Source organism: Flavobacterium pectinovorum (genome assembly GCF_006438875.1).
Taxonomy (GTDB): Bacteria; Bacteroidota; Bacteroidia; order Flavobacteriales; family Flavobacteriaceae; genus Flavobacterium; species Flavobacterium pectinovorum_A.
The window spans coordinates 122,074-144,529 of record NZ_RCZH01000017.1; the positions used below are offsets into that span (position 1 = coordinate 122,074).

Sequence of the window (22,456 nt, forward strand, 5' to 3'; positions counted from 1 at the left end):
CACAAAGCTAAACACAATATTGTCATTTCGACGAAGGAGAAATCGCACTCGTAACTCGACAAAGATTGGCGATTTTGATTGTAGAGTTTCTTACGGAGATTTCTCCTTCGTCGAAATGACAAAATCTTCGATTTTACGTCGTTGCGAGAGATTTATTCTCCATAACATTATAGATTTTTAACTCAATAACATAGTTTTTTTGGATTGATTCTTCTTTTGAATTTTTTATTTAAAATTTAAAGCCTTATTAAATTCTTTTTTTGAGAATATACCGATTAAAAACCACTAGCAATTTGATTGTTAATTCCATTACTATAAAGGTTAATTATTTGTATTATCGTTTTTTTTGAGAGAAAATATTGCAGAATATGTTTTTATTAAGTGTTGTGTGTACACTTTTACGAAATTGTCCCCGTTTATAAATGAATTTTTCCCTGTCTTAATACCTTGCTCTGTGCTTAATTTGCAGGGTGAGTTGACAAGCTATAACGATTGAGTAATACTGCTTTATTTTTTTGTTCAGAGTACGTCAATGAAAACAAACTAACCAACATTAATTATCAAAAACTAACTTAAACCAACCCAATTAAAAAAGTATGAAAAGAATTAAAACCAAATTTTTACTTTTATTACTCTTACTTCCTTTTTGTGTTTTTGCTCAGAACACAATTGGCGGTGTAGTTCTGGAAAAGAATACAGGACAACCAATACCGGGAGTAAATATAAAAGTAGGAGGCGCTAATATAAGTACCTCCACAGATTTTGACGGAAAATTTCAATTATCAGGAGTGAAATCAGGCAGTCAAATTACGTTTTCCTATACCGGTTATACCAATCAGACTATTGCGGTTGCGGGACAAAAAAACATAACCGTATATCTTGAAGAAGATAATAATCAACTAAAAGAAGTTGTTGTTCAGGTAGGTTACGGAAGCGTTAAAAAGAAAGACGCTACAGGATCTGTAACGGCACTTACCACAAAAGACTTTAACAAAGGAAATAATATTACAACAGAAAACCTGCTTAACGGAAGAGTAGCCGGTTTAACCGTAAATTCAACGGGTGCTCCGGGTTCTAGTTCTCAAATCAGAATTCGTGGTGGAAGTTCGCTTTTTGCCAGTAATGATCCTCTTATTGTAATTGACGGATTACCTCTTGATAATACTACAAATACAGGATCTTCGTCCTTTTTAGCTTCATTAAACCCTGCAACTGTAGAATCTATTACGGTTTTAAAAGATGCATCGGCTTCTGCGATTTATGGTTCCAGAGCTTCAAATGGTGTAATTATAATTACGACCAAAAAAGGAAGCAAAACATTATCTGTAGATTATAATGTACAATATGCTGCGGGAACGCTAACTAAAACGGTTGATGTTTTTAGTGCAGATGAATTTAGAAGTGTTATTGCTGACAGAAGAAGTGATGATCTAAATAAACTGGGAACTGCAAATACAGATTGGCAAAAAGCAATCTATAGAAATACAGGAACTATCGATCAGAGTTTAGCCGTTAGAGGAAGTTTATTCAATATCATTCCAACAAGTTTAACGCTGGGAAATACAGATCAGCAAGGTTTGCGTTTAACCAATACTTTTAAAAGAAACACAGTTGGTTTAGTAATGAATCCAACTTTCCTGGACAATCATTTAAAATTGAGGCTTTCTGCCAATTATACAAACGAAAAAAACAGATTTACTGATGCTGTTGAAGGAGCTGCTATTGGCTTTGATCCAACACAGCCTATAAAAGTTGATGGTGCACCGTATGGAGGATATTTTGAATATACTACTGGTGTAGATGCCAACGGAAATTATCCGTTAGTTTCAACTGCGGCAAGAAATCCAGTTTCGCAATTGTTGAATACAAACGACAGAGGAACAAACGACAGAATTTTTGGGAATTTTGAAATTGATTATAAATTTCATTTTTTACCTGCTTTAAGAGCTGTTGTAAATGTTGGTTATGATGAATCAAATGGAGACAGAACAAGATTGGTTGGTGCTGATGCAGGTTCTGCTCCATCAAACAATAACATTCCGTATGGTACAAATGAATATACAGAAGCAACCAGAAAAAATAAATTATTAGACACTTATTTAGTTTATAATAAAACGTTTAAATCTTTGAATTTTGAAGCGACAGCTGGTTATTCGTATCAAAAATTTCAAAGTTCCAAATTTGAAACAGGAAATATTTTAAATCCTGATTTGCCTTCAACATTTCCTGAAACTACCTTAGACACAGATGTTGTTTTATTAGGATTCTTTGCGAGAACAAATTTAAATTTCAGAGACAAATATTTATTAACGCTATCTTATAGAAGAGATGGTTCTTCAAGATTTGAAGAAGCGAATCGTTGGGGAAATTTTCCATCGGTAGCATTTGCATGGAAAATCAAAGAAGATTTCTTTAAAGACAGCACGGTATTATCTGATTTGAAATTAAGATTAAGTTATGGTATTACAGGACAACAGGATATTCCTGAGCCAAACGGATACCTTCAAAAATACCAGGTTGGCAGCGGAAATTCTGAATACTATTTTGGCGAAAGCCCGGTTGCAGTTGCACTTCCTTCAAAACGAACAAACAATTTAAAATGGGAAGAAACATCTTCGTACAATGCAGGTCTTGATTTTGGTTTTTTAGACAATCGCTTAACTGCCGGATTGGATGTTTACTACAAAGAATCTAAAGATTTATTGGTAAATGCAGCAATATCTGATGGTAGTAATTTCTCTAACCGTGTGTATCAAAATGTTGGAAGCTTTACCACAAAAGGTGTCGAGTTTACGATTAATGCAAATGCTATCAAAACAACGAATTTTAACTGGAATATGAATTTCAATATTTCTAAATTCGAAAGAAGAATCAAAAATCTGGTAAACGGAAGCGATATCTTTTTGGGAGATAACATTGCAGGAACAGGAACTCCGGGACAAATTTTTAGAGAAGGTTATACTCCTTATTCTTTCTACGTATACAAACAATTATACAACAACGAAGGAAAACCAATCGAAGGAGCTTTTGCAGATTTAAATGGCGATAACGTCAAAAATGATGCTGATAAATATATTTACAATAATCCGGATCCTGATTTTACTTTAGGATTTGCTTCTAATATGAATTATAAAAAATTCGATTTTTCATTCAATTTAAGAGCCAGTGTTGGTAATAGGATTTTTAATGCTGTAGACGCCAGCAGAGCACAATATGATGCTATGGAAAACGGAGGTGTTTTAAGTAATGTTCCTTCTCAGGTAACACAAACTAATTTTCAAACTACTTCAAATGTAGTATTATCAGATCTTTATATAGAGAATGCTTCATTCTTAAAAATGGACAATATTACGTTAGGATACACTTTAAACAATTGGTTAAACAGTAAAGCCTCATTAAGAGTATCAACTGGAGTTCAGAACGTTTTTGTAATTACAAAATACAGTGGTTTAGATCCTGAAATTACGAATAACGGTGTAGACAAAACGATTTACCCGAGACAACGATCTGTTTTATTTGGTCTTAATCTTAAATTTTAATAAAAGATGAAAAAATATATTTTAATAACAATTTTAGCATTGACTACCGTTTTTCAGTCTTGTACTGATGACTTAAACGTAGTGTCTAAAGATGATGACGTTCTTTCGTCAGATGTTTTATTTTCGACTCCTGCCGGATATAAGCAAGCTTTTGCAGGAGTCTATGGAAATTTAACTTTAACCGGAGTACTTGGTCCTGATAATTCTTCGCTTGAAGGTGTAGATGCGGGAACGAGCCAGTTTACAAGATGTTTATTGTACTTGCAGGAATTAACCACAGACGAACTGGTTTGGAGTTATGAAAATGACGGAGGAACTGCAGAATTACAACGTAATATCTGGACAGCTGCAAATCCTGTTATTTTAGGAATGTTTAGCAGAACGATGGTTTCGGTTTCTTATGCAAATGAATTTTTACGTCAGAGTACACCGGAAAAATTAAGTTCAAGAGGTATTACAAATGCTGCAACTTTAGCAGATATAGCACTTTGGCGCAAAGAAGTTCGTGTTTTAAGAGCGTATGCGTATTATAACATGATGGATTTATTTGGAAAAGCACCAATGTATACCGAAAATGATCCTGTAAATTTTGCCGGACCTGAGTTTAACAGAAAACAATTATTTGATTTTATTGAAACAGAATTAAAAGCGGTTTTACCAGATTTAAAAGCAGCCAGAACAAATGAATACGGAAGATTAGACCAATCTATGGCACGTATGATTTTGGCTAAAATGTATTTGAACGCACAAGTATATATTCAAGCCGATCGTTTTGATGATTGTATCACAATGTGTAATGAAATTATTGCAGGCGGTTATACTTTAAAACCAAAATACCTGGACAATTTTAAAGCAGACAATAATACTTCTGCAGAAATCATTTTCGGAATTCAGTCAGATGGAGCAGTTTCTCAAAACTGGGGCGCAACAACTGTTTTAACAAACGGACAAATTGGTGCCTGGGAAAATAATGGTGCTGATTTTGGAATAGGCGGCTGGACAGGAGCGCTTAGAATCAGAAAAGAATTTGCTCAAAAATTTGACGGTGTAAAATTCAGTCAGGATACCAGAAATACCATAGGAAAAGGTGTTGCGGGCGATCCTGCAAAACAAAGATCGATAGATATTGAAGATATTGGCGTAAAAACACAAGGTTATATTTTATCTAAATTCTCTAATAAAACGTCAACAGGAGTAAACGGAATAAGCTCGACTTATGCGGATACTGATTTTCCTTTATTTAGATTAGCTGATGTTTATTTAATGTACGCAGAAGCCACTTTAAGAGGCGGAAACGGAACCACAGCTCAAGCATTAGAGTATGTAAATGATTTAAGAAAAAGAGCTAATAATGGTTCGACAGTTGGAAACATTGCTTTAGGCGACTTAACCCTTGATTTCTTAATTGATGAAAGAGCGCGTGAATTACATTGGGAAGCACACCGAAGACAAGATTTAATCCGTTTTGGAAAATATACCGGAGGATCTTACAATTGGGCGTGGAAAGGAAATTCTTCAAAAGGGATTTCGATTCCGGCTTACATGAGCGTTTTCCCTATTCCGGAAGGATCATTGGGAGCTAACAGAAATTTGACTCAAAACACGGGTTACTAAAACTTTTTTAAACTTAAACGATACACAAAATGAAACATATATATAAGATTTTTATCGCTATTGCTTTAATTACAGGACTTTGGTCTTGCGAAAACGAAACGGATTTAATGATTTTAGAGCCTCAGGAAGCTGCTTTTTCAATCATAACTCCAGAAAGTGGTTCTTCTACAATTTTAAATAAAGATACACCTAACAATACTGCGCTGACTTTGACTTGGGAAAAAGTGAGTTACGGAACCCCAACAATCGTTACTTATACCGTACAATTTGCAGCCAGTAATACTGAATTTGCAGCACCGGTAGATATTACAACTTCTACAAGTACGCATGCCGCTATTACAGTAGCAGAACTTAATGCAAAAGCACTAGAACTTGGACTTCTGCCTGATGTTGAAGGAACAATTGATGTGAGAATTAAATCTACTGTTGGAACAACACTTTCAGAGCCAAAACTTTCTACGCCAATTACGATTGCATTAACTCCTTTCAGAGGTGTATTCCCTAGAATTGATTTGTTTTTAGTAGGTCCCGGTACTGCTGCAGGATGGAGCGTAACGAGCAACAATATGCCAATTTACAGAGATACAAAAGAAACTGCAAAGTTCTATTATACAGGATTTTTTAATGCAGATGGTTTTAAATTAATAGAACAAATTGGTTTCTGGGCTCCGGCTTACGGAACAAATGGTGCCAAAGTACAATACAGAGCAACAGAAAGCGATACTGATCCAGGTGTTTTCCCTACGACAGCATCAGGTTATTATAGTTTTGAAGTTAATCTTGAAGAATTGACATACAAAATCACGCCTTATACAGGACCAATGACAACGTACGCAACAATTGGTCTAACTGGTTCTGTATTAACAGGCGATGATACGGGCTGGAATACAGAAGTTCCTTTAGTGAAATCTGATTTTGATGGACATATCTGGAAAGTGACTCAAACGTTAAAAGCCGGAAAAATGAAATTCAAAGCTAATGGCGGATGGGATGTTAGTTGGGGAGATAATGGCGGAGATATTATTGTTGAAGCAGGAAAATACGATATCTGGTTCAATGACTTAGATGGTCGTTATATGTTTATTTCAACTCCATAAATTGAATTAAAAAAACTGTTGGGTGAAATCATAAAAAAATAAACACATAGAAACATAGCTTTTATGATTTTGAAAAAGGTAAATCAAAAAGAAACTAGTTTCTCACACATAGCTATGTGTGTTAATGCAAATGAAATACCTTTTTTGAGTTCAACAATTCTATGTTTCTATGTGTTAAAATAATTACTTCCAATGGGTTAAAAAAATGAGAGAAGCCTCAGCTTATTTTGAGTCTTCTTCTTTACATAAAAAGGGACTTATTTTTAAATTCAAAATTTTACTAATTATCATGAAAAAATATATAAAAATTCTTGGGCTGCTGGCTCTAACTGCAATTCAGTTTTCGTGCTCAGGTAACGATTCTGCAGATGCTGAAGCGGCTATCCCGCAAGATGCAACGGATACTTTTATCAGAGCATCAGATGTCTCTTTTCTTCCTCAAATGGAATCCTTAGGAACTAAATTTTACAGCAATGGCAAAGCCGAAGGAATGCTAACAACTCTAAAAAATGCAGGTTGTAACACAGTCCGAATTCGTTTGTGGAAAAACCCTGTAAATGGGCGTTCCGGTTTAAGCGAAGTAAAACAATTGGCTCAAAAAGCAAGACAAGCAGGACTTAGAGTTTGGCTTACCGTTCATTATTCTGATAATTGGGCAGATCCGGGCACTCAGACCACTCCTGAAGAATGGAAAAATTTATCTTTTGCCGATTTAAAAACAGCCGTTACCAATTACACAGCAACAATACTTACAGAAGTAAAACCGGATATTATTCAAATTGGTAATGAAATCAATAGCGGATTATTGTGGCCACAAGGAAATCTTATCAGCAACGAACAACAATGTATCGCTTTATTAAGTGCTGCTAGCGCAACAGTTCGCAGCAAAGCGCCTAACACAAAAATAATGATTCATTATGCAGGTGTAAATGGTGGAGCGACAGATTGGTTTTTTACCAAAATGAAAAGTATTGATTACGATTATATCGGATTATCGTATTATCCTGTTTGGCACGGTAAAGATTTAACAGAAGTGAAAAATACCATTGACGCTTTAGGAAAAAAATTCAGTAAAAAAGTTCTGATTGCAGAAACTGCTTATCCTTTTACTTTATTACACAACGATCAGACTAATAATATTGTAGGAACAGCCGATCAGTTGGTAACTGGATATCCGGCAACTCCGGCGGGACAAAGAACTTTTGTTATGGATATTAAAAACTTAGTAAAAGCATCAGAGTTCGGACAAGGATTTGCGTATTGGGGAGGCGAATGGGTTGCTTTTAAAGGACCACAATCGACAAGCGGTTCTACATTCGAAAATCAGGCTTTATACAGTTTTGATAACAACGCCTTATCCGTAATGCAAGCTTTCAGCAAAGAATAAAACATGAAAAAAACATTTAAAATTGTCTCTTTTTTGATGCTAATTGCTCTTTCATTTACTTCTTGTAAATCAAAAATGATTAGCGAAAAAAACTCCTTTTCAAATGGAGCAGATGTAGGCTGGCTGCCACAAATGGAAGCAACAGGTTATAAATTTTATGATGCAGACGGCTCTGAAAAAGACTGTCTGCAATTATTAAAAGACCGCGGAATTAATACCATTCGTTTGCGCGTTTGGGTAAACCCTAATGATGATAAAGCCAGCGGACACTGCAGTCCCCAAGAAACAGTTGTCATGGCGGTTCGCGCGCAAAAAATGGGAATGCGTATCATGATCGACTTTCATTACAGTGATTCCTGGGCAGATCCCGGCAAACAAAATAAACCCGCTGCATGGGTAAAACATTCTTTTCCGGAATTGTTAACTGATGTTTATCAACATACTTATGACGTTTTGCAACTGCTGAAAAAAGCCGGAGTAACGCCGGAATGGGTTCAGGTGGGGAATGAAATTCCGGGCGGTATGCTTTGGCCGGAAGGAAGCACAGACAATTTCAGTCAGTTGGCACAATTACTGGATAAAGGATACGAAGCTACAAAAGCTATCGACCCAAAAATTAAAGTAATTGTTCATTTGGACGAAGGAAATAAAAGCGAAAAATTCAGATGGTTTTTTGATAAAGCAACTGAAAATAAGGTAAAATATGATGTAATAGGATTGTCGTATTATCCGTATTGGCTCAAAACAGATTATCAAAATACCATTTTAGATTTAGAAAATAATCTAAAAGACATGGCTTCGCGTTACAATAAAGAAGTTATGGTGGTCGAAGTTGGTGGTGATTTTGAGCAAGTTCAAAACACCAAAGAAATGCTTGAAGCCACAATAAAAGCTGTAAAAAGCGTACCCGATCATAAAGGTTTAGGCGTTGTTTATTGGGAACCACAAGGCGAAAAAAGCTGGAGCGGTTATCAATTAAACGCTTGGCTTTCTAATGGAAAACCTTCGCCGGCATTGGATGCTTTCAAAGAATAAATGTTTTTAAATTAAAAATTAAATTTTACCATTAAGATATTAAGTCTCATAAAGCTAAATGATTTTAACGTTGTGTGTAAAAAATAAAAGAAAATTAAACACATAGAAACATAGATTTTATGTTTTTGAAAAAGATTATAAAAAGAATCTAGTTTCTCAGACATAACTATGTTTGTTAATGCAAGTGAAACGCCTTTTTTGAGTTCAATAATGCTATGTTTCTATGTGTTAAAATTATAATGCCCAACGGTTTATCTTAATCTCTTAATGGTGAAAAAATAAAACAGAAAATGAAATTAATTTTTAGGTCAATATTATCGTTATTTCTGCTGATTTTTTCGTCTGGAAAAATAATGTCACAATCCAGTACTGTTATTTTAAAAGACAACTGGCGCTTTTCTGCAGCAGTAAAAGGAGATGCATTTTCTGTAGATTTTGATGCTTCGAAATGGGAAAAAGTCAGTGTACCTCATGATTGGGCTATTTACGGACCTTTTGATAAAGAATGGGACAAACAAGTTTCGGCAATTGAACAAAATGGAGAAAAAATTCCCACCGAGAAAACGGGTCGTACCGGAGCATTGCCGCATATTGGTACAGGTTGGTATCGCAATACATTTTCTATTCCGGAGTTTAAAAAAGGAAAAAAAGCACTTCTTATTTTTGAAGGTGCCATGAGCGAACCTCAGGTTTATTTAAACGGAAAAAAGGTAGGAGAATGGGGTTATGGGTATAGCTATTTTTATATTGATATTTCCAAAGATCTAAAAGTGGGTTCCGAAAATGTATTGGCAGTAAAATTGACCAATGAACCATTTTCTTCAAGATGGTATCCCGGCGCGGGTTTATATAGAAAAGTTAGCATTGTGGTAAAAGAGGAGGAAAGCTTTACCCAATGGGGAACTTTTATTACAACTCCGGATATCAATGAAAATACCGCTGTTGTCGATCTTAAAGCTGAGGTCAATGGCAATAATTTGTCGATAGTAACACAAATAAAAGATGCAGATAATAACATAGTAGCAACACAAAAAGGGACAGAAATGACTGATGGAAAACTTCATCAAACTATTTCTGTTGCTAAACCTCATTTATGGAGTCCTGAAACGCCTTATTTGTATACAGCTATTACCAAATTGTACGCAGCAGATGGAACTTTAAAAGACGAGCAAAGTATAAAATTTGGTATCAGATCTATTAAATACGAAGCCAATAAAGGATTTAGCCTTAACGGAAAAATAACAAAATTTAAAGGAGTTTGTCTTCATCATGATCTTGGTCCGCTTGGTGCTGCGGTAAACAAAGCAGCGCTTCGAAGACAGTTGACAATTCTAAAAGATATGGGATGTAATGCGATTCGCAGTTCTCATAACATGCCTTCTTTTGAACAGCTTGAATTGGCCGACGAAATGGGATTTATGTTTCTTGCCGAAAGTTTTGACGAATGGGCAAAGCCAAAAGTACAAAACGGATATCATCGCTTTTTTGAAGAATATGCAGAAAAAGACATTGTAAATTTAGTGAGAGCCACACGCAATCATCCTTGTATTGTAATGTGGAGTTCAGGAAATGAAGTTCCGGATCAATATGGAGCCGAAGGTTTGACAAGAGCTAAATTCTTGCAGGATATTTTTCATAGAGAAGATCCTACACGTCCGGTAACGGTGGGAATGGATCAGGTAAAACAGACTATGGCATCCGGTTTTGGGTCTTTATTAGATGTACCGGGACTGAATTATAGAGTTCATCTTTATGAAGAAGCTTACAAATCATTTCCACAAGGATTTATTTTAGGTTCAGAAACAGCTTCAACGGTGAGTTCAAGAGGAATTTATAAATTTCCTGTTGTGCAGCAAAAAGAAAAACAATACGATGATCTTCAATGTTCGTCTTATGATCTTGAAGCTTGCAGTTGGTCAAATGTTCCCGATGAAGATTTTGTGCTTCAGGATGACAAACCGTGGGTTATTGGAGAATTTGTCTGGACTGGTTTTGATTATTTAGGAGAACCAACGCCTTATGACGAAAAATGGCCATCAAGAAGTTCTTATTTTGGAATTTCTGATTTGGCGGGACTTCCTAAAGACCGTTTTTATCTTTACAGAAGCAGATGGAATACGAAGGATAAAACACTTCATATTCTGCCACATTGGAATTGGAAAGGAAGAGAAGGAGAAATCACTCCCGTTTTTGTCTACACAAATTACGATAGCGCTGAACTTTTCGTAAACGGGAAAAGTATGGGAATTCAGAAAAAAAACAATTCAACTCCGCAAAATCGTTATCGTTTAATGTGGAATGATGTGAAATATGAACCAGGAACGGTAAAAGTTGTAGCATTTGATTCGAATGGAAAAATAGCTGCCGAAAGTGAAGTTAAAACTGCCGGAGATCCATATAAAATTGTTCTTGAAGCAGATCGAAAAACTATCAAAGCCGATGGCGATGATATTTCTTATGTAACCGTTTCGGTGGTAGATAAAAACGGAATTCCATGTCCTACAGCAGTCAATGAATTACAATTTAAAGTAACTGGCGCTGCGACTTACAGAGCTGCATGTAACGGGGATGCAACATCACTAGAAATATTTCATGAAAATAAAATGAAACTTTTCAGCGGTAAATTGGTGGTTTTGGTTAAAGCAGTCAAAACCGCAGGTGCAATCCAATTGGAAGTAACAGGTAAAGGACTTCAGAAAGGAAAAATAAATTTAAAGTCAGAATTATAATGACTGGAAACTGAAAAAGAATATAATTTTATAATTTTTAAATAATAAAGAGGCGACCTATAATTGGTTGCCTCTTTTGTTTTTTTGGATTTATTATATATTTTCTATCTTCATACCCTAATATGTTTCAAAACAATGTCTGTAAAAATTAAAAGCCGCAAAACAATCAAAAATGCTATAATTCAACGAATTGAATATTATAATACAGAAGGTATAATAGTAAGAGATGAAGAATATGAAGAAGGAATAGTAAAATTAGTTAGCGTTTACAGATATGAAATCAGTGCAGTTTGATGGAAGCATTCAATAGCGAAGGAATATTACACAGAAGAAATGAAAGATGGTATAATGAAAATAATAAAATAGAAAAAGAAAAGTTAGGTTTTGAAACGTTTTGTTATCAATATGGAGAGGATCAACGGCTTTTGTCTATAAAGAAGTTTGATTCAGAAAATAATATCGAAAATAGTATAAAATACAGTTATGTTGAAGATTACGAGTACAGAAAGTTCTTTAATTCTTCGGGTATTTTGCTCTCACTTTACATTACCAGATTTAATGATGCTAAAAAGCCGCTCAGAACAATCTATTTTGAGAAACCGGATCATGATTTTGCTGGTGCGGAGGAATCTGAAGGATATAAAGAGTTTTTTGAAATGATGAAAATCTTTGGTTTTGATGTAGATGGAAACAAGGTAGATACCAAAATCTCTATGCGCTTTTTAGTAGAGGAAATCGTTTTTGAATACGATCAGTTTGGAAATATGATATCAGAAGAAAAGTATGATTATGATAGAGAAAGTGTAGCAGATAAATTAGTGTTTAGAGGCGGAGATTATAACTACTATAATGAAAATAACTTGCTTATTAAGTATCACTCTTTCGAAATAAAAACAGATTGGGATGATGAACTTTGTTGTTTGTACGACTATGTTCTGGATGAAAAAGGAGTGATTATAGAAAAATCGACAGACAGCGGTTTCAATAAAGTAATGGAGAAATTTAATTATAACAGCGAAGGAACCTTAATCAGTTATATTGAAAATAGAAATGATGGTGAAGAAATAAAAGAAATTCTTTACGATGATTTTAGCAATAAGGTTTCTGAAATCGCAGAGTCAAATTTTGACGGCGAATACGAAAAAGAAAGTACAGAATATGAAATTGAGTATTATTAATTGTTTATAGCTAAAAAAGATGTTTATATTTTTAATAATAATATCGTTCATATTCATTGCTATAATGGTCAGCAAAGAAATGTCTAAAGAGCAGCAAGAAGAGGAAGTGGAGAATTTGATGGATGATTTTCATCCAATAACAGAGAGTAATACGGCTGAAATTAATCGTTTGTCATCTCAAATTTATTATAAAGAAAAGAGTCAAAAAGAGGATTTTTATAAAGATGCTGATTTTGTAAATAAAGATTGCAAAAGCCTGGATGACTTTATAATTAATGCTGATATAAATGCATTTGATTTAAGAAAACTGGCAGATTTAAATGGTATTGCATTGCAAATTTCAGAAGGATGGTATCCGCTAACAATTGAACTGATTAGGAAATTACATGATAATGGATGGGACAAAAGAGTTCATTGTATAAAATCAAAATATGCATTATTAGAATTTTATGCTTCTAATGAAGATCATCTTTATAAAATTATTTGGGATTACGGATATCGTTCTCAAACCGTTTGTGAGACTTGCGGAGAAAAAGGAGAAATGAGAAGTTATTCAGGATGGGATTATATAGATTGCAGAAAGCATTATTTAGAAAAAAGAAGAAAAATTACCATTGATAATGAGGGTTTTACCTATAACGGTTTTTATTATTATTGGAACACAATAATTGACAGATCTTTTGAAAATTTAGATTTTAATGGAAAGTACAGAACCTTAATAATTGAATTCAAAAAAGATACAGTTCAAAATGAGGATTTAATATATGGCAAATTGTATATTTCAAAAAACGCAATTGGGTTTGGAAATTTCCTCAATTATCTTTCAAAAAACTTTTTCAGACTGGCTAATAGTTATGTAACGAAATTTGAAAATGTAGAATTTTGCGAAATCTGCGGTTATAAAGCGGTTTATCTGGATGAATGCGAATGTTGTGAATACACTACACGCCAAGGTTATTTAAAAAGGTGGAGTGAGGAAAAAAATAGTGAAGAAGAAAAATTCCAATATATTAAAGATCGTCAAATTTGGTGGATAGAAGATGAAGGAGAAATCTACGAAACGAAACAAAAGAATTATATAAAAAATCCTGATTACAAAGTGTTATAAACGAAAAAAAGCTCCAGATTTCTCTGAAGCTTTATTTTGATATTTTTTATAAATGATTATTTCTTAATTTAATATTTCTACAGATAAATAAGAATTACTTCTAAATTATTTATTGAATAATTTTTCAAGCCTTGCCATCATTTCATCTTTTTCTTTCAGCATACGCTCGTATAATGCGATTTTTTCTTCGTGCATCTTTAGTACTTGTTCTATAGGATTAAAAGTAGGATTATCATTTCTCTGATATCCAATACCATTATTACCAAAAGTATTTGCAATTACATTCACCGCTTGCTCTTCATCAAAATTCTGAAAGGCTTCCACGGGAATTTTTAACGCATTTGAGATTTGTTTAAGCAGATTATCTTCAATTACATCTTTTTGCTCCAGTACAGAAATTTTCTTTTGATTCCATTCATTTCCCAAATCAAAAGCCAATGCTTCCTGTTTGATTCCAAGCATTTCTCTAAAACGTTTTACGTTTCTTCCCTGATGTATTTTCTGTTCCATAATGATTATCAATTTTCTAAAGATTCAAAGATAAAGCCATTTGGCTTAAAAATTTTGAATTTCAAAGATAAAAAAATATCCTCTAAATATCCGTTTTTTCAAATGTTATGTCCGATTTTGCCACGCTCCGAAATGAATCCTTTAATGTGGTACAAAGTGAATTGACAAAGGATTAAAATTATAAATCTTTCTGCTCCGCTTGAATCTTTTTGTATTACACAAAGAAAACAGACTAAGAATTAGAACCATAATAAACAAAAAAAGCTCCAGATTTCTCTGAAGCCTTATATTAGTATTCCTATCGGGGAAATTCTCGAAACGTTTTATAGTATTATGAAGTTTTAGAAAAAGAAATATCCCACAGATACTTGAAATACTCCATTTTTATTTTTACCGGAATACCCCTCTAAATTATTAATATCAGTTAATCCCAGATTATATCTTGCACCAAAATTAAGCCCGTTTTCAAGTTTATAGCCTAGACCGAAATTAACACCAAAATCAAAAGTATTAAACGAATCTTTTACATTTATCTTTTCATTTTTAGCAGCAAGTAAAAAGCCTATTTGCGGTCCGGCTTCAAGACTAAATCCTTTTGTTACATAATATTTTCCCATTAAAGGAACGTTCAGATAACTTAAGGCAACTGTATTATCATTGAAACTATATCCCTGACCAGAATACATTATTTCAGGTTGAAAAGAAAATTTATCGGAAATTGGGATTTCTGATAAAACACCAAAATTAAATGATGTTACAACATCAATACCTTTGGTATTATCTCCGCTGATAGTTGCAAAGTTTAAACCTCCTTTAGCACCAAATTTAATTTCTTGGGCATTAACATTTGCGAATCCTAAAACTGTAACAACAGCTAGTAATAAAATTTTTTTCATAAAATGTGATTTGAATTATTTGAGTTCAAAATTCGCATAAGAAAAATCAGTAAAGGTTTCAAAAGCTTAAAACTGTATAAATCGGTACCTATTTGCCGGTGTTTTTATATTCGTTTGGCGTCTGACCTGTAACTTTTTTAAAGGCTTTATAAAAAGTCGTTTTCGAAGTAAACCCGGATTCTAATCCCATTGTCAGCAAATTGTAGTTTTCATATTCAGAATTTGAAATCATTTCCTTAACAGCTTCAACCCGATATTGATTGATGTAATTGGCAAAGTTATCTTCCGTTATTGTATTTATAATTTGTGAAACATATCCGGCGCTTATGCCTAGTTTTTCAGCGACTTTTTCTCGGTTTAATGTACTGTCCGTATAAATGTGCTGCTCTTTGCAAAGTATTTCCAGTTTTTGAAAATAAAGATTATCTGCCGTGATAGATTCCTTGTATTCTTCGGGTGTACTATTTTCTACAATTTGAAGACTGCTGTACGAAATAGCTAAATCATTATTCAGAAAATTATAAACAGCATCTTTGTTTTTGACCAGTTTGTATTTGTAAATACCTATATAAGCTGTCCAATGGATTATGAATGTTACAGATAAAGCCAGAACACTCATAGTAGAGGAAATGTCTGAATGAAAAAACAGGCCAACCAAATAAGTCGTTAGCCAGACAAATAATAGCAAATACATGATAGTTAATAAGGTAATAACCCATTTTTTCTCTTGAGGGTCTTTTAAATGCTTTATCATAAAATAAGAATAAAGAGGTAGAAACACGACGATGATAACGGCCATTAAAAGCTGAATCAGCTGAAGTATATTGATGAGGTACATGCAGGACTCAGGAATTTTATAAATTCCTGCTACATTGTCAAGACAGATTGTAATATTAAGAATACTGTTATAGACAAATGGAATGTAACACAGATAAGTTTTTTGTCTGTTTTTTACCGAATCATCAATGCGGTTTATAATAAACAGAAATGTGAAAACAGGAAATAGAAATACCCAATCGATAGCGTCTAGAAAACGTAATAAGGGATAGGATGTAAAGGCATCTTCAAGTTCAAAAACATAATTTAGTAAAACGATTGAAAGTGCAAATAATAAGCCTGCCAGATATTTATTTGAATTACTATTGAATAAGGAAGACTTTAAAATAATTAAGCCTAAGACTATTCCCTGAAAAATCGCAATATTTAAAAGTGTTGTATAAATCAAATTTTTAATATAAAGTTGTTATTGAGATTTGTTTTGGAATAATGGTAATTCGTCATTTTTTTAAAACATAGCTTATTTCATACTAATTGGTAAAACGAATTTATGTTAATACAGATGAATTTTCTTAAGTGATTAAGAAATGATTAACTAAATAATTTATTAGTTTGTATAAAAAAACAACTTAAATAATTTTTTAAGAGTTTGATTTGTAAAGGCTGTTGCAGGAATGTTTATGGATTTCTATTTGAAAAACAGAATCTATAAATTGATAAAAACCAAAAAAGCTTCAGATTTCTGAGAAGCTTTGTTTTATTGTTTCTGAAGGGACGATTTTTGAACCATTTTGTAGATGATTTGGAAAAAATACTAGAAAAGTTTTTTTATCGCTTTAGCGCAAAATGTCCTTTAAAAATTCGACCATCTTCCAGTCTAATCGAATACCAATAGTCTGTTGCCGGCATTTGTTGACCAACATAAGTACCATCCCAGCCTTCGCCCATTGGGTTTATTTCTTTAAGTAATTTTCCATAACGATCAAAAATTTGGATTGTCGTTTTTGCATTAAAAACAGAATTGACTCCTTTTAAATTCCAAGTGTCATTTGAACCGTCCTGATTAGGAGTGAAAAAAGTTGGAATTCCTAAAACGGCGATTTCTTTTGGAACAATACCACATCCATTTAGATCTTTTACATAGACGATATGGATTCCAGATGGTACATTTTGAAAAATATTGCTGTTTTGATACTCTCCGGATTCATCATCCAAAGAAAAAACATAGTCTCCAGTTCCCGTCGCCAAAACCGTTATGCTGTTTTCTGTAGATAAATCAACAATATCGATCTGTACTGTCGCTTTATCGGATGCATTTACAGTAATAGTTCTCGTTCTGGAGCATCCATCACTATTACGGGTTTCAACCTTATAGATTCCTTTTTTATTGACTATTAAATCATACCGATTTTCGCCAACAATTAGGTTTCCATCCAATGTCCAGATGTAATTATAATTTGTTTTTTGAGTTTCATCTATTAAACCTGCATTGATTGTTTTGGTAAAAGTTGGCAAATTGCTACATACCAATTCGTCTCCTGTTAATTGAATAGTTGGAACTGAATTAACTTTAAACGGGATAATTGTTGTTGCAGTACAACTTTGATTTACGGGATTAATAACCTCTACTTTAACATCTTGTGTTGCTGATAAAAACGGATTGGGTAGTGGACTTGATAAGGCATTGCCATTTGCATCATAATATTTTACAATCATTCCGGTTTGATTTCCAAGAATAGTATTTTGAAAAGCAGTAGTATCAAAAGGATATTTTCCGTCTTGTAGTACAGGGTCAATTTCATCATCACAAAAAGTTGTCAGCGAATTAGGAATAGGAAAAGTCTGCGGTAAACGATCAACTACAAATTCAACTGTTGTATCATAAGAACAAGCTGATACAGTATTGTTTGTTACTTTTATTTTTACAATCTTAGAACCTGTTACAAATGGATTTGGTAACGGACTAGGTAATGGATTGTTATTTTGATCCAGATATGAAATCGAGACATTTGTTAATCCATTTAAAATTCGGGATTCAATAGTTGATGTGTTAAAAGCAAATAATCCATCCTGATTGTCGTCGCATTGAGTTTCTATGAGAGATTTCACTATAGGAATTGGTTCAACATTTAAAGTAATATATCCTCCTAACCCCAAACAATCATTATTGACTTTGCTATCTACACGTACATATATTTTTTGAGAATTGGGATAACCAACATTACTATAATTCGAAATATTTGTAATCGTATTTTTTTCAGCCAAAGCATCATTCAGGTTTTTATAATAGGTAATATCTAAAAGTTGACCTAAAGGAAAAATAGCCTGAATCTGATTGGTAACACCGCTAAAATCAAACGTAGCTAGACCATCAGTATTCGTTCCGGAAACTACATCATCACATTGTGTAAAAGATTTTGAAAAACTTGAAGGAATCTGAGTTGTAGAGACAATCAGGTTTAATCGCGCTATTCTAAAACAAGTATTGGCATTACTAATTCTCACATAAACGACATCATTACTCACAACTGTATTGGTATAAGTTGTAGTATTAGATATTGAATTAGTATTGTTTTGTGCATCAGCTATCGTCTTAAAAAAAGCAATTGTTTCATTTGAAGCATTTGTTGTTATTTTAGAAATGGCTTCTTCTAAATTAAAAATACTGAAACCATCAATATCGTCGTCACACTGTTTTAAATTAGCAGTTGCAGTAACTACCGGCAAAGCTAAAACGGCAATTTTAAAAGAGGTAGTTGCTATACAGTCAGGATTTTCTTTGTTTGCAACTTTTACAAAAATAGTTTCAGTAGATATTGTGTTTTGATAGGCTGTTGGTGTAGTAATAAGTTGTGTAAAACCGGCATCTTTATAATAGGATATTGAAAACTGAGTAGCCAATTGTCCTTTTAAAATAGCTGAAGCTCGTTGCGTTAAGTCAAAAGCGATGCGACCATCAACATCAGTCCCAACACTCGTATTGTCGCAAGAAGTTAAATCTGGGATGGCATTGGCTAGTTCTGGTAATGGACTATCAAAAACATCAATTGCAAAGCTTGTACTGTTTTTACATCTTCCGTTGGCAGTATTAGAAATTTCAGCAGTAATGATTTCCTTTTGATAAGCAACTTTATTGGCGTAAGCAGTAGGTAATGGGATAGCAACATTGTTTGCAAAATAATTTACTTTATACAAGTTAGGATCTTGTCCGTTTAAAATGGCTGTATTTTGAATGGTTAAATCAAAAGTATAGATACCATCATTATCGTTATCGCAAGCCAATATATCTTTTGGTTTAGTTGCTATGGGAACTTTTGATATAATAATATCTCTGGTTTTGGTACTTGAACCACCAGGGCTCGTGGCGGTAACTGAAACCGTAAAAGTTCCATCAGCCAGGTAGGTGTGCGTTGGATTAATATCTGTCGATGTTGTTCCGTCTCCAAAATCCCATGTTGCAGAAGTTATAGATTTGTTACCGCTTAAAGAAAAAGTTGTGTTTTCTCCTAAACAATTATTTAGAACATTGATTCCAACATTAAAATAGGATTGAATGAATTGTGGTAAACCAGTACCAGAGGCTGCATCATTTCCTAAAAAAAGCTTGTTTGCCACAAAATCACTCCCTAATCCTAAAACATCCGGGTTATTAATAACAGAAACATATCTTTCTGCAAAAAGAGCCCCATAAATTTTGCCATCTGGGGCTAATTGAAGTGCTGATACTATATGTGGGTCAAAATTTTTATAATTGGAGTGCAGAGTAGTTGCGGTACTTGCAATATTTGAAGCTCTTAAATCAAATTGGAGTAGATCCCCATTTTTTGTTGTAACATATGCTATGTTTCCGGAAGGAGAAAATTCAGCACCATAATTTGGCCAACTATTTGATAAAATTACTACTGGATTACTCACAATCCCCGTTGCATTATCAAAATCAAATAATTCGACATTTAGATTTCTATTACTGCTTATTACCTTATCACCATTAGGAGAAATTTTTAAGTAACCTATTGAACCTGATCTGTCTCCATCTACACTATCAATGATACTTCCTGCATTACTTACAATTGGAGTTAGATTTACGCCATTTTCGGTTATGCTATAGGCAATAAAACGATTGTTTCCAAAGCCATGTGATAGAACCCAATATCCATCACCGGCAGCATTTTTTATAGCCGTAAGTTTTTCACAGGAAGGAGTGTATAATAAAATATTTTTTTTTGACGTTATATCTCCCAGACCTCCATTTAAGGACATATCTACTTCTGAATATCTAAGTCCATCCGGACCTGCCAATGCAGGTACCGTAAAAATATAGTAAATACCAGGGGTATTAGGCTTAGGTATTATAATTCCAGATTGTGTACTTGATGAGTCTCCTAATAAGTCGGTACCATTAGGCATCATTTGATGATTTTTATTCCAAACTCTATACCCGTCAGTATAAAACAATAACTTCCCGTTTGCATCCGAAATGGTAGAACAACCTTCGTAAGTTATCATTTGACTATCATTTATAACAACAGGGCTGCCGCTATTAAAATCTAACCCTGCCATATAACCAAAGTACCAAATGTTAGCTTCTCCTTGCGCAAAAGAATTAAATGAGAGGAATAATAATACAATAAGAAGTATTTTTTTTGTCATATTTTTAGTTAAAATGGAATGATCGACTGCTATATTAAAGGAATGAAATTCAGCAAAATCAACACTTTCCTTTGGATAATTTTAAAAATTTTTGCTTAGTTCAAAGAAAAGGAAAATGTTTCTGATTTTATTCCTTTTTTTATGTTGCTATAAAATGTAAATTTTATAAAAATTTCTTGACTTTTTATGAATGATTCTCTGAATTAGTAAAAGTAATTAAGTCCAATGATTATTTTGTTTTGGAGCTTTGATAAGAAAAACAAAAAAACTTTAGATTTCTTTGAAGTTTTGTCTTAGCGATTCTGATAAGACATTTTTTGAACGATTTTTATGATTGATTAAAAAAATAAATAAAATTGATAACTTTTAGGAAACCTCCAAGGCGCATTTTTGCACGCTTTTTTCTAGTTATTAAGAAAAGTTTTTTCAGAATGTGGAAACCCGTAAAGTTTTAAGGAATTGATCATTTAGATTTGCGCGCAAGATAAATTCCAGAACGAAAATTGTGTATGAAAAAACTTTACTTACTACTACCACTTTTATTGCCATTACTTACTTATTCTCAGGATATTCTTTGGGAAAAATCATACGGAGGACAACATGCAGATTATCTTTTTGATGCCCAGCCAACAGCCGATTACGGTTTTATTTTGGCAGGAAGCTCTGCATCTAATAAAACTGGAAATAAATCAGACGATAGTCATGGAGATCTTGATTATTGGGTGTGGAAAATGACTGAAAAAGGGGAGCTTGACTGGCAGAAAAGTTTTGGAGGAAGTGGATTTGATTTACTTCAAAGTATTAAAAATACAAGTGATGGAGGATTTATTCTGGCAGGAACCTCAAACTCTGAGAATAGTTTTCAAAAGAATGAACCTTGTAAAGGACTTACCGATTTTTGGGTTATAAAATTAAATGCCTCAGGGGACGAACAATGGCAAAGAACAATTGGCGGCAATAGTTCAGATGAGTTGTTATGCGCTTTTCAGACCAGAGACGGAGGTTATATATTAGGAGGATCTTCGAGCTCAAGCCCTCTATCTGTTTCAAGTACTATACCTGATGCAAAATCAACAACAACGACCAAGGCAGATTTATACAATAAATCAGAAAAAAGTAGGGGAAACATGGATTACTGGGTTGTAAAACTGGATAAACAAGGTGTTATACAGTGGCAAAAAACATATGGAGGTCAATATGCAGACTTACTCAAAAGTATGGAGCAGACTACGGACAATGGTTTTATTCTGGCAGGATATTCAAATTCTTCTCAATCTGGAGAAAAAACAGATAGTAGTAAAGGAATTGGCGATGTGTGGGTGATAAAAATAAATGATGTTGGTGAGATATTATGGCAAAATTCCTATGGAGCCGAAGGTGATGATCAGGTTTCTGTGATTCATCAGACAACTGATGGAGGATATATTATCGGAGCTATTTCTAATAGCAAAAATCCACTTACTTCATTAGGAGGAATTGTAGGTAATGGAACGGATTACTGGGTTTTAAAATTAGATGAAGAAGGAGGAGTCGTGTGGAGTAAAACTTATGATTTTGGAAAAACAGATATTTTGACTTCTTTGGTAGAAAACAAAGAGGATCATACGTATCTGATTGGCGGATATGCTCAAAGCGAAATCAGGGCTCCAAGAGAGGGAATTGTTGGAAAATTAACCAATAAGGTAGTCAAGGAAAAAGACGGGATTAATGATTATATCGCCTTAAAGATTGATGAAAAAGGGGAGGAATTGTGGAAGAAAACTGTTGGAAGTGCAGGTGAAGATATTCTTAGGGAATTAATTGAGACCCGTGATGGAGGATATTTAATGGCGGGAACCTCTAACTCAGGCGCTTCAAAAGATAAAAATTCAAATATTGGCAGTAGTGATTTTTGGGTTGTGAAATTAAAAGACAAAACAAAAATCGAAAAAGTTAA

The 22,456-nt window shown here is 33.7% G+C and carries 14 protein-coding genes; 10 read left to right on the forward strand and 4 right to left on the reverse strand.

Annotation, left to right across the window (positions count from 1 at the left end):
- The first annotated feature begins 596 nt into the window (after positions 1–596).
- The 9 genes from EAH81_RS21535 (at position 597) to EAH81_RS21570 (ending at position 13,687) form a co-directional block, all read left to right on the forward strand.
- Positions 597–3,539: a SusC/RagA family TonB-linked outer membrane protein gene (locus EAH81_RS21535; protein ID WP_140511070.1), complete on the forward strand. Its 2,943-nt coding sequence runs from the start codon at positions 597–599 to the stop codon at positions 3,537–3,539.
- Positions 3,540–3,545: 6 nt separating this feature from the next.
- A complete protein-coding gene (locus tag EAH81_RS21540) occupies positions 3,546–5,153 on the forward strand; it encodes a RagB/SusD family nutrient uptake outer membrane protein (RefSeq protein ID WP_140511071.1) in 1,608 nt (535 codons plus the stop codon).
- Between the two features lie 29 nt (positions 5,154–5,182).
- Positions 5,183–6,250, forward strand: coding sequence for a SusE domain-containing protein (locus EAH81_RS21545; RefSeq protein WP_140511072.1), 1,068 nt, complete (start codon positions 5,183–5,185; stop codon positions 6,248–6,250).
- A 289-nt stretch (positions 6,251–6,539) separates the two neighbouring features.
- On the forward strand, positions 6,540–7,637 hold the full coding sequence (locus EAH81_RS21550; RefSeq protein WP_140511073.1) for an arabinogalactan endo-beta-1,4-galactanase: 1,098 nt from the start codon (positions 6,540–6,542) through the stop codon (positions 7,635–7,637).
- Positions 7,638–7,640: 3 nt separating this feature from the next.
- The gene (locus tag EAH81_RS21555) at positions 7,641–8,672 is read left to right on the forward strand and encodes an arabinogalactan endo-beta-1,4-galactanase (RefSeq protein WP_241676615.1); all 1,032 of its coding nucleotides are present in this window, start codon (positions 7,641–7,643) and stop codon (positions 8,670–8,672) included.
- A gap of 290 nt (positions 8,673–8,962) precedes the next feature.
- Positions 8,963–11,401: a DUF4982 domain-containing protein gene (locus EAH81_RS21560; protein WP_140511074.1), complete on the forward strand. Its 2,439-nt coding sequence runs from the start codon at positions 8,963–8,965 to the stop codon at positions 11,399–11,401.
- Between the two features lie 135 nt (positions 11,402–11,536).
- The gene (locus EAH81_RS27525) at positions 11,537–11,695 is read left to right on the forward strand and encodes a hypothetical protein (protein WP_161595838.1); all 159 of its coding nucleotides are present in this window, start codon (positions 11,537–11,539) and stop codon (positions 11,693–11,695) included.
- Complete coding sequence (locus tag EAH81_RS21565; RefSeq protein WP_140511075.1) at positions 11,695–12,579, forward strand: hypothetical protein; 885 nt, start codon at positions 11,695–11,697, stop codon at positions 12,577–12,579. Before EAH81_RS27525 ends, EAH81_RS21565 begins: the two co-directional genes overlap by 1 nt.
- A gap of 64 nt (positions 12,580–12,643) precedes the next feature.
- Positions 12,644–13,687 (forward strand): hypothetical protein, encoded by a 1,044-nt coding sequence (locus tag EAH81_RS21570; RefSeq protein ID WP_140511076.1) that lies wholly within the window; start codon positions 12,644–12,646, stop codon positions 13,685–13,687.
- Between the two features lie 105 nt (positions 13,688–13,792).
- On the opposite strand, the gene EAH81_RS21575 is transcribed toward EAH81_RS21570, so the two are convergent.
- From EAH81_RS21575 to EAH81_RS21590, 4 genes are all read right to left on the reverse strand, one after another.
- Positions 13,793–14,197 (reverse strand): helix-turn-helix domain-containing protein, encoded by a 405-nt coding sequence (locus EAH81_RS21575; RefSeq protein ID WP_140511077.1) that lies wholly within the window; start codon positions 14,195–14,197, stop codon positions 13,793–13,795.
- Between the two features lie 341 nt (positions 14,198–14,538).
- Positions 14,539–15,093: a porin family protein gene (locus tag EAH81_RS21580; RefSeq protein WP_140511078.1), complete on the reverse strand. Its 555-nt coding sequence runs from the start codon at positions 15,091–15,093 to the stop codon at positions 14,539–14,541.
- An 88-nt stretch (positions 15,094–15,181) separates the two neighbouring features.
- Entirely contained in the window at positions 15,182–16,318 is a 1,137-nt protein-coding gene (locus tag EAH81_RS21585; protein WP_140511079.1) for a helix-turn-helix domain-containing protein, read from the reverse strand.
- 380 nt (positions 16,319–16,698) lie between these two features.
- Positions 16,699–20,520: a T9SS type B sorting domain-containing protein gene (locus tag EAH81_RS21590; RefSeq protein ID WP_140511080.1), complete on the reverse strand. Its 3,822-nt coding sequence runs from the start codon at positions 20,518–20,520 to the stop codon at positions 16,699–16,701.
- 509 nt (positions 20,521–21,029) lie between these two features.
- On the opposite strand from EAH81_RS21590, the gene EAH81_RS21595 reads away from it, so the two are divergent.
- Positions 21,030–22,456 (forward strand): T9SS C-terminal target domain-containing protein (locus EAH81_RS21595; RefSeq protein ID WP_140511081.1); only part of this gene is annotated, 1,427 nt, incomplete at its 3' end.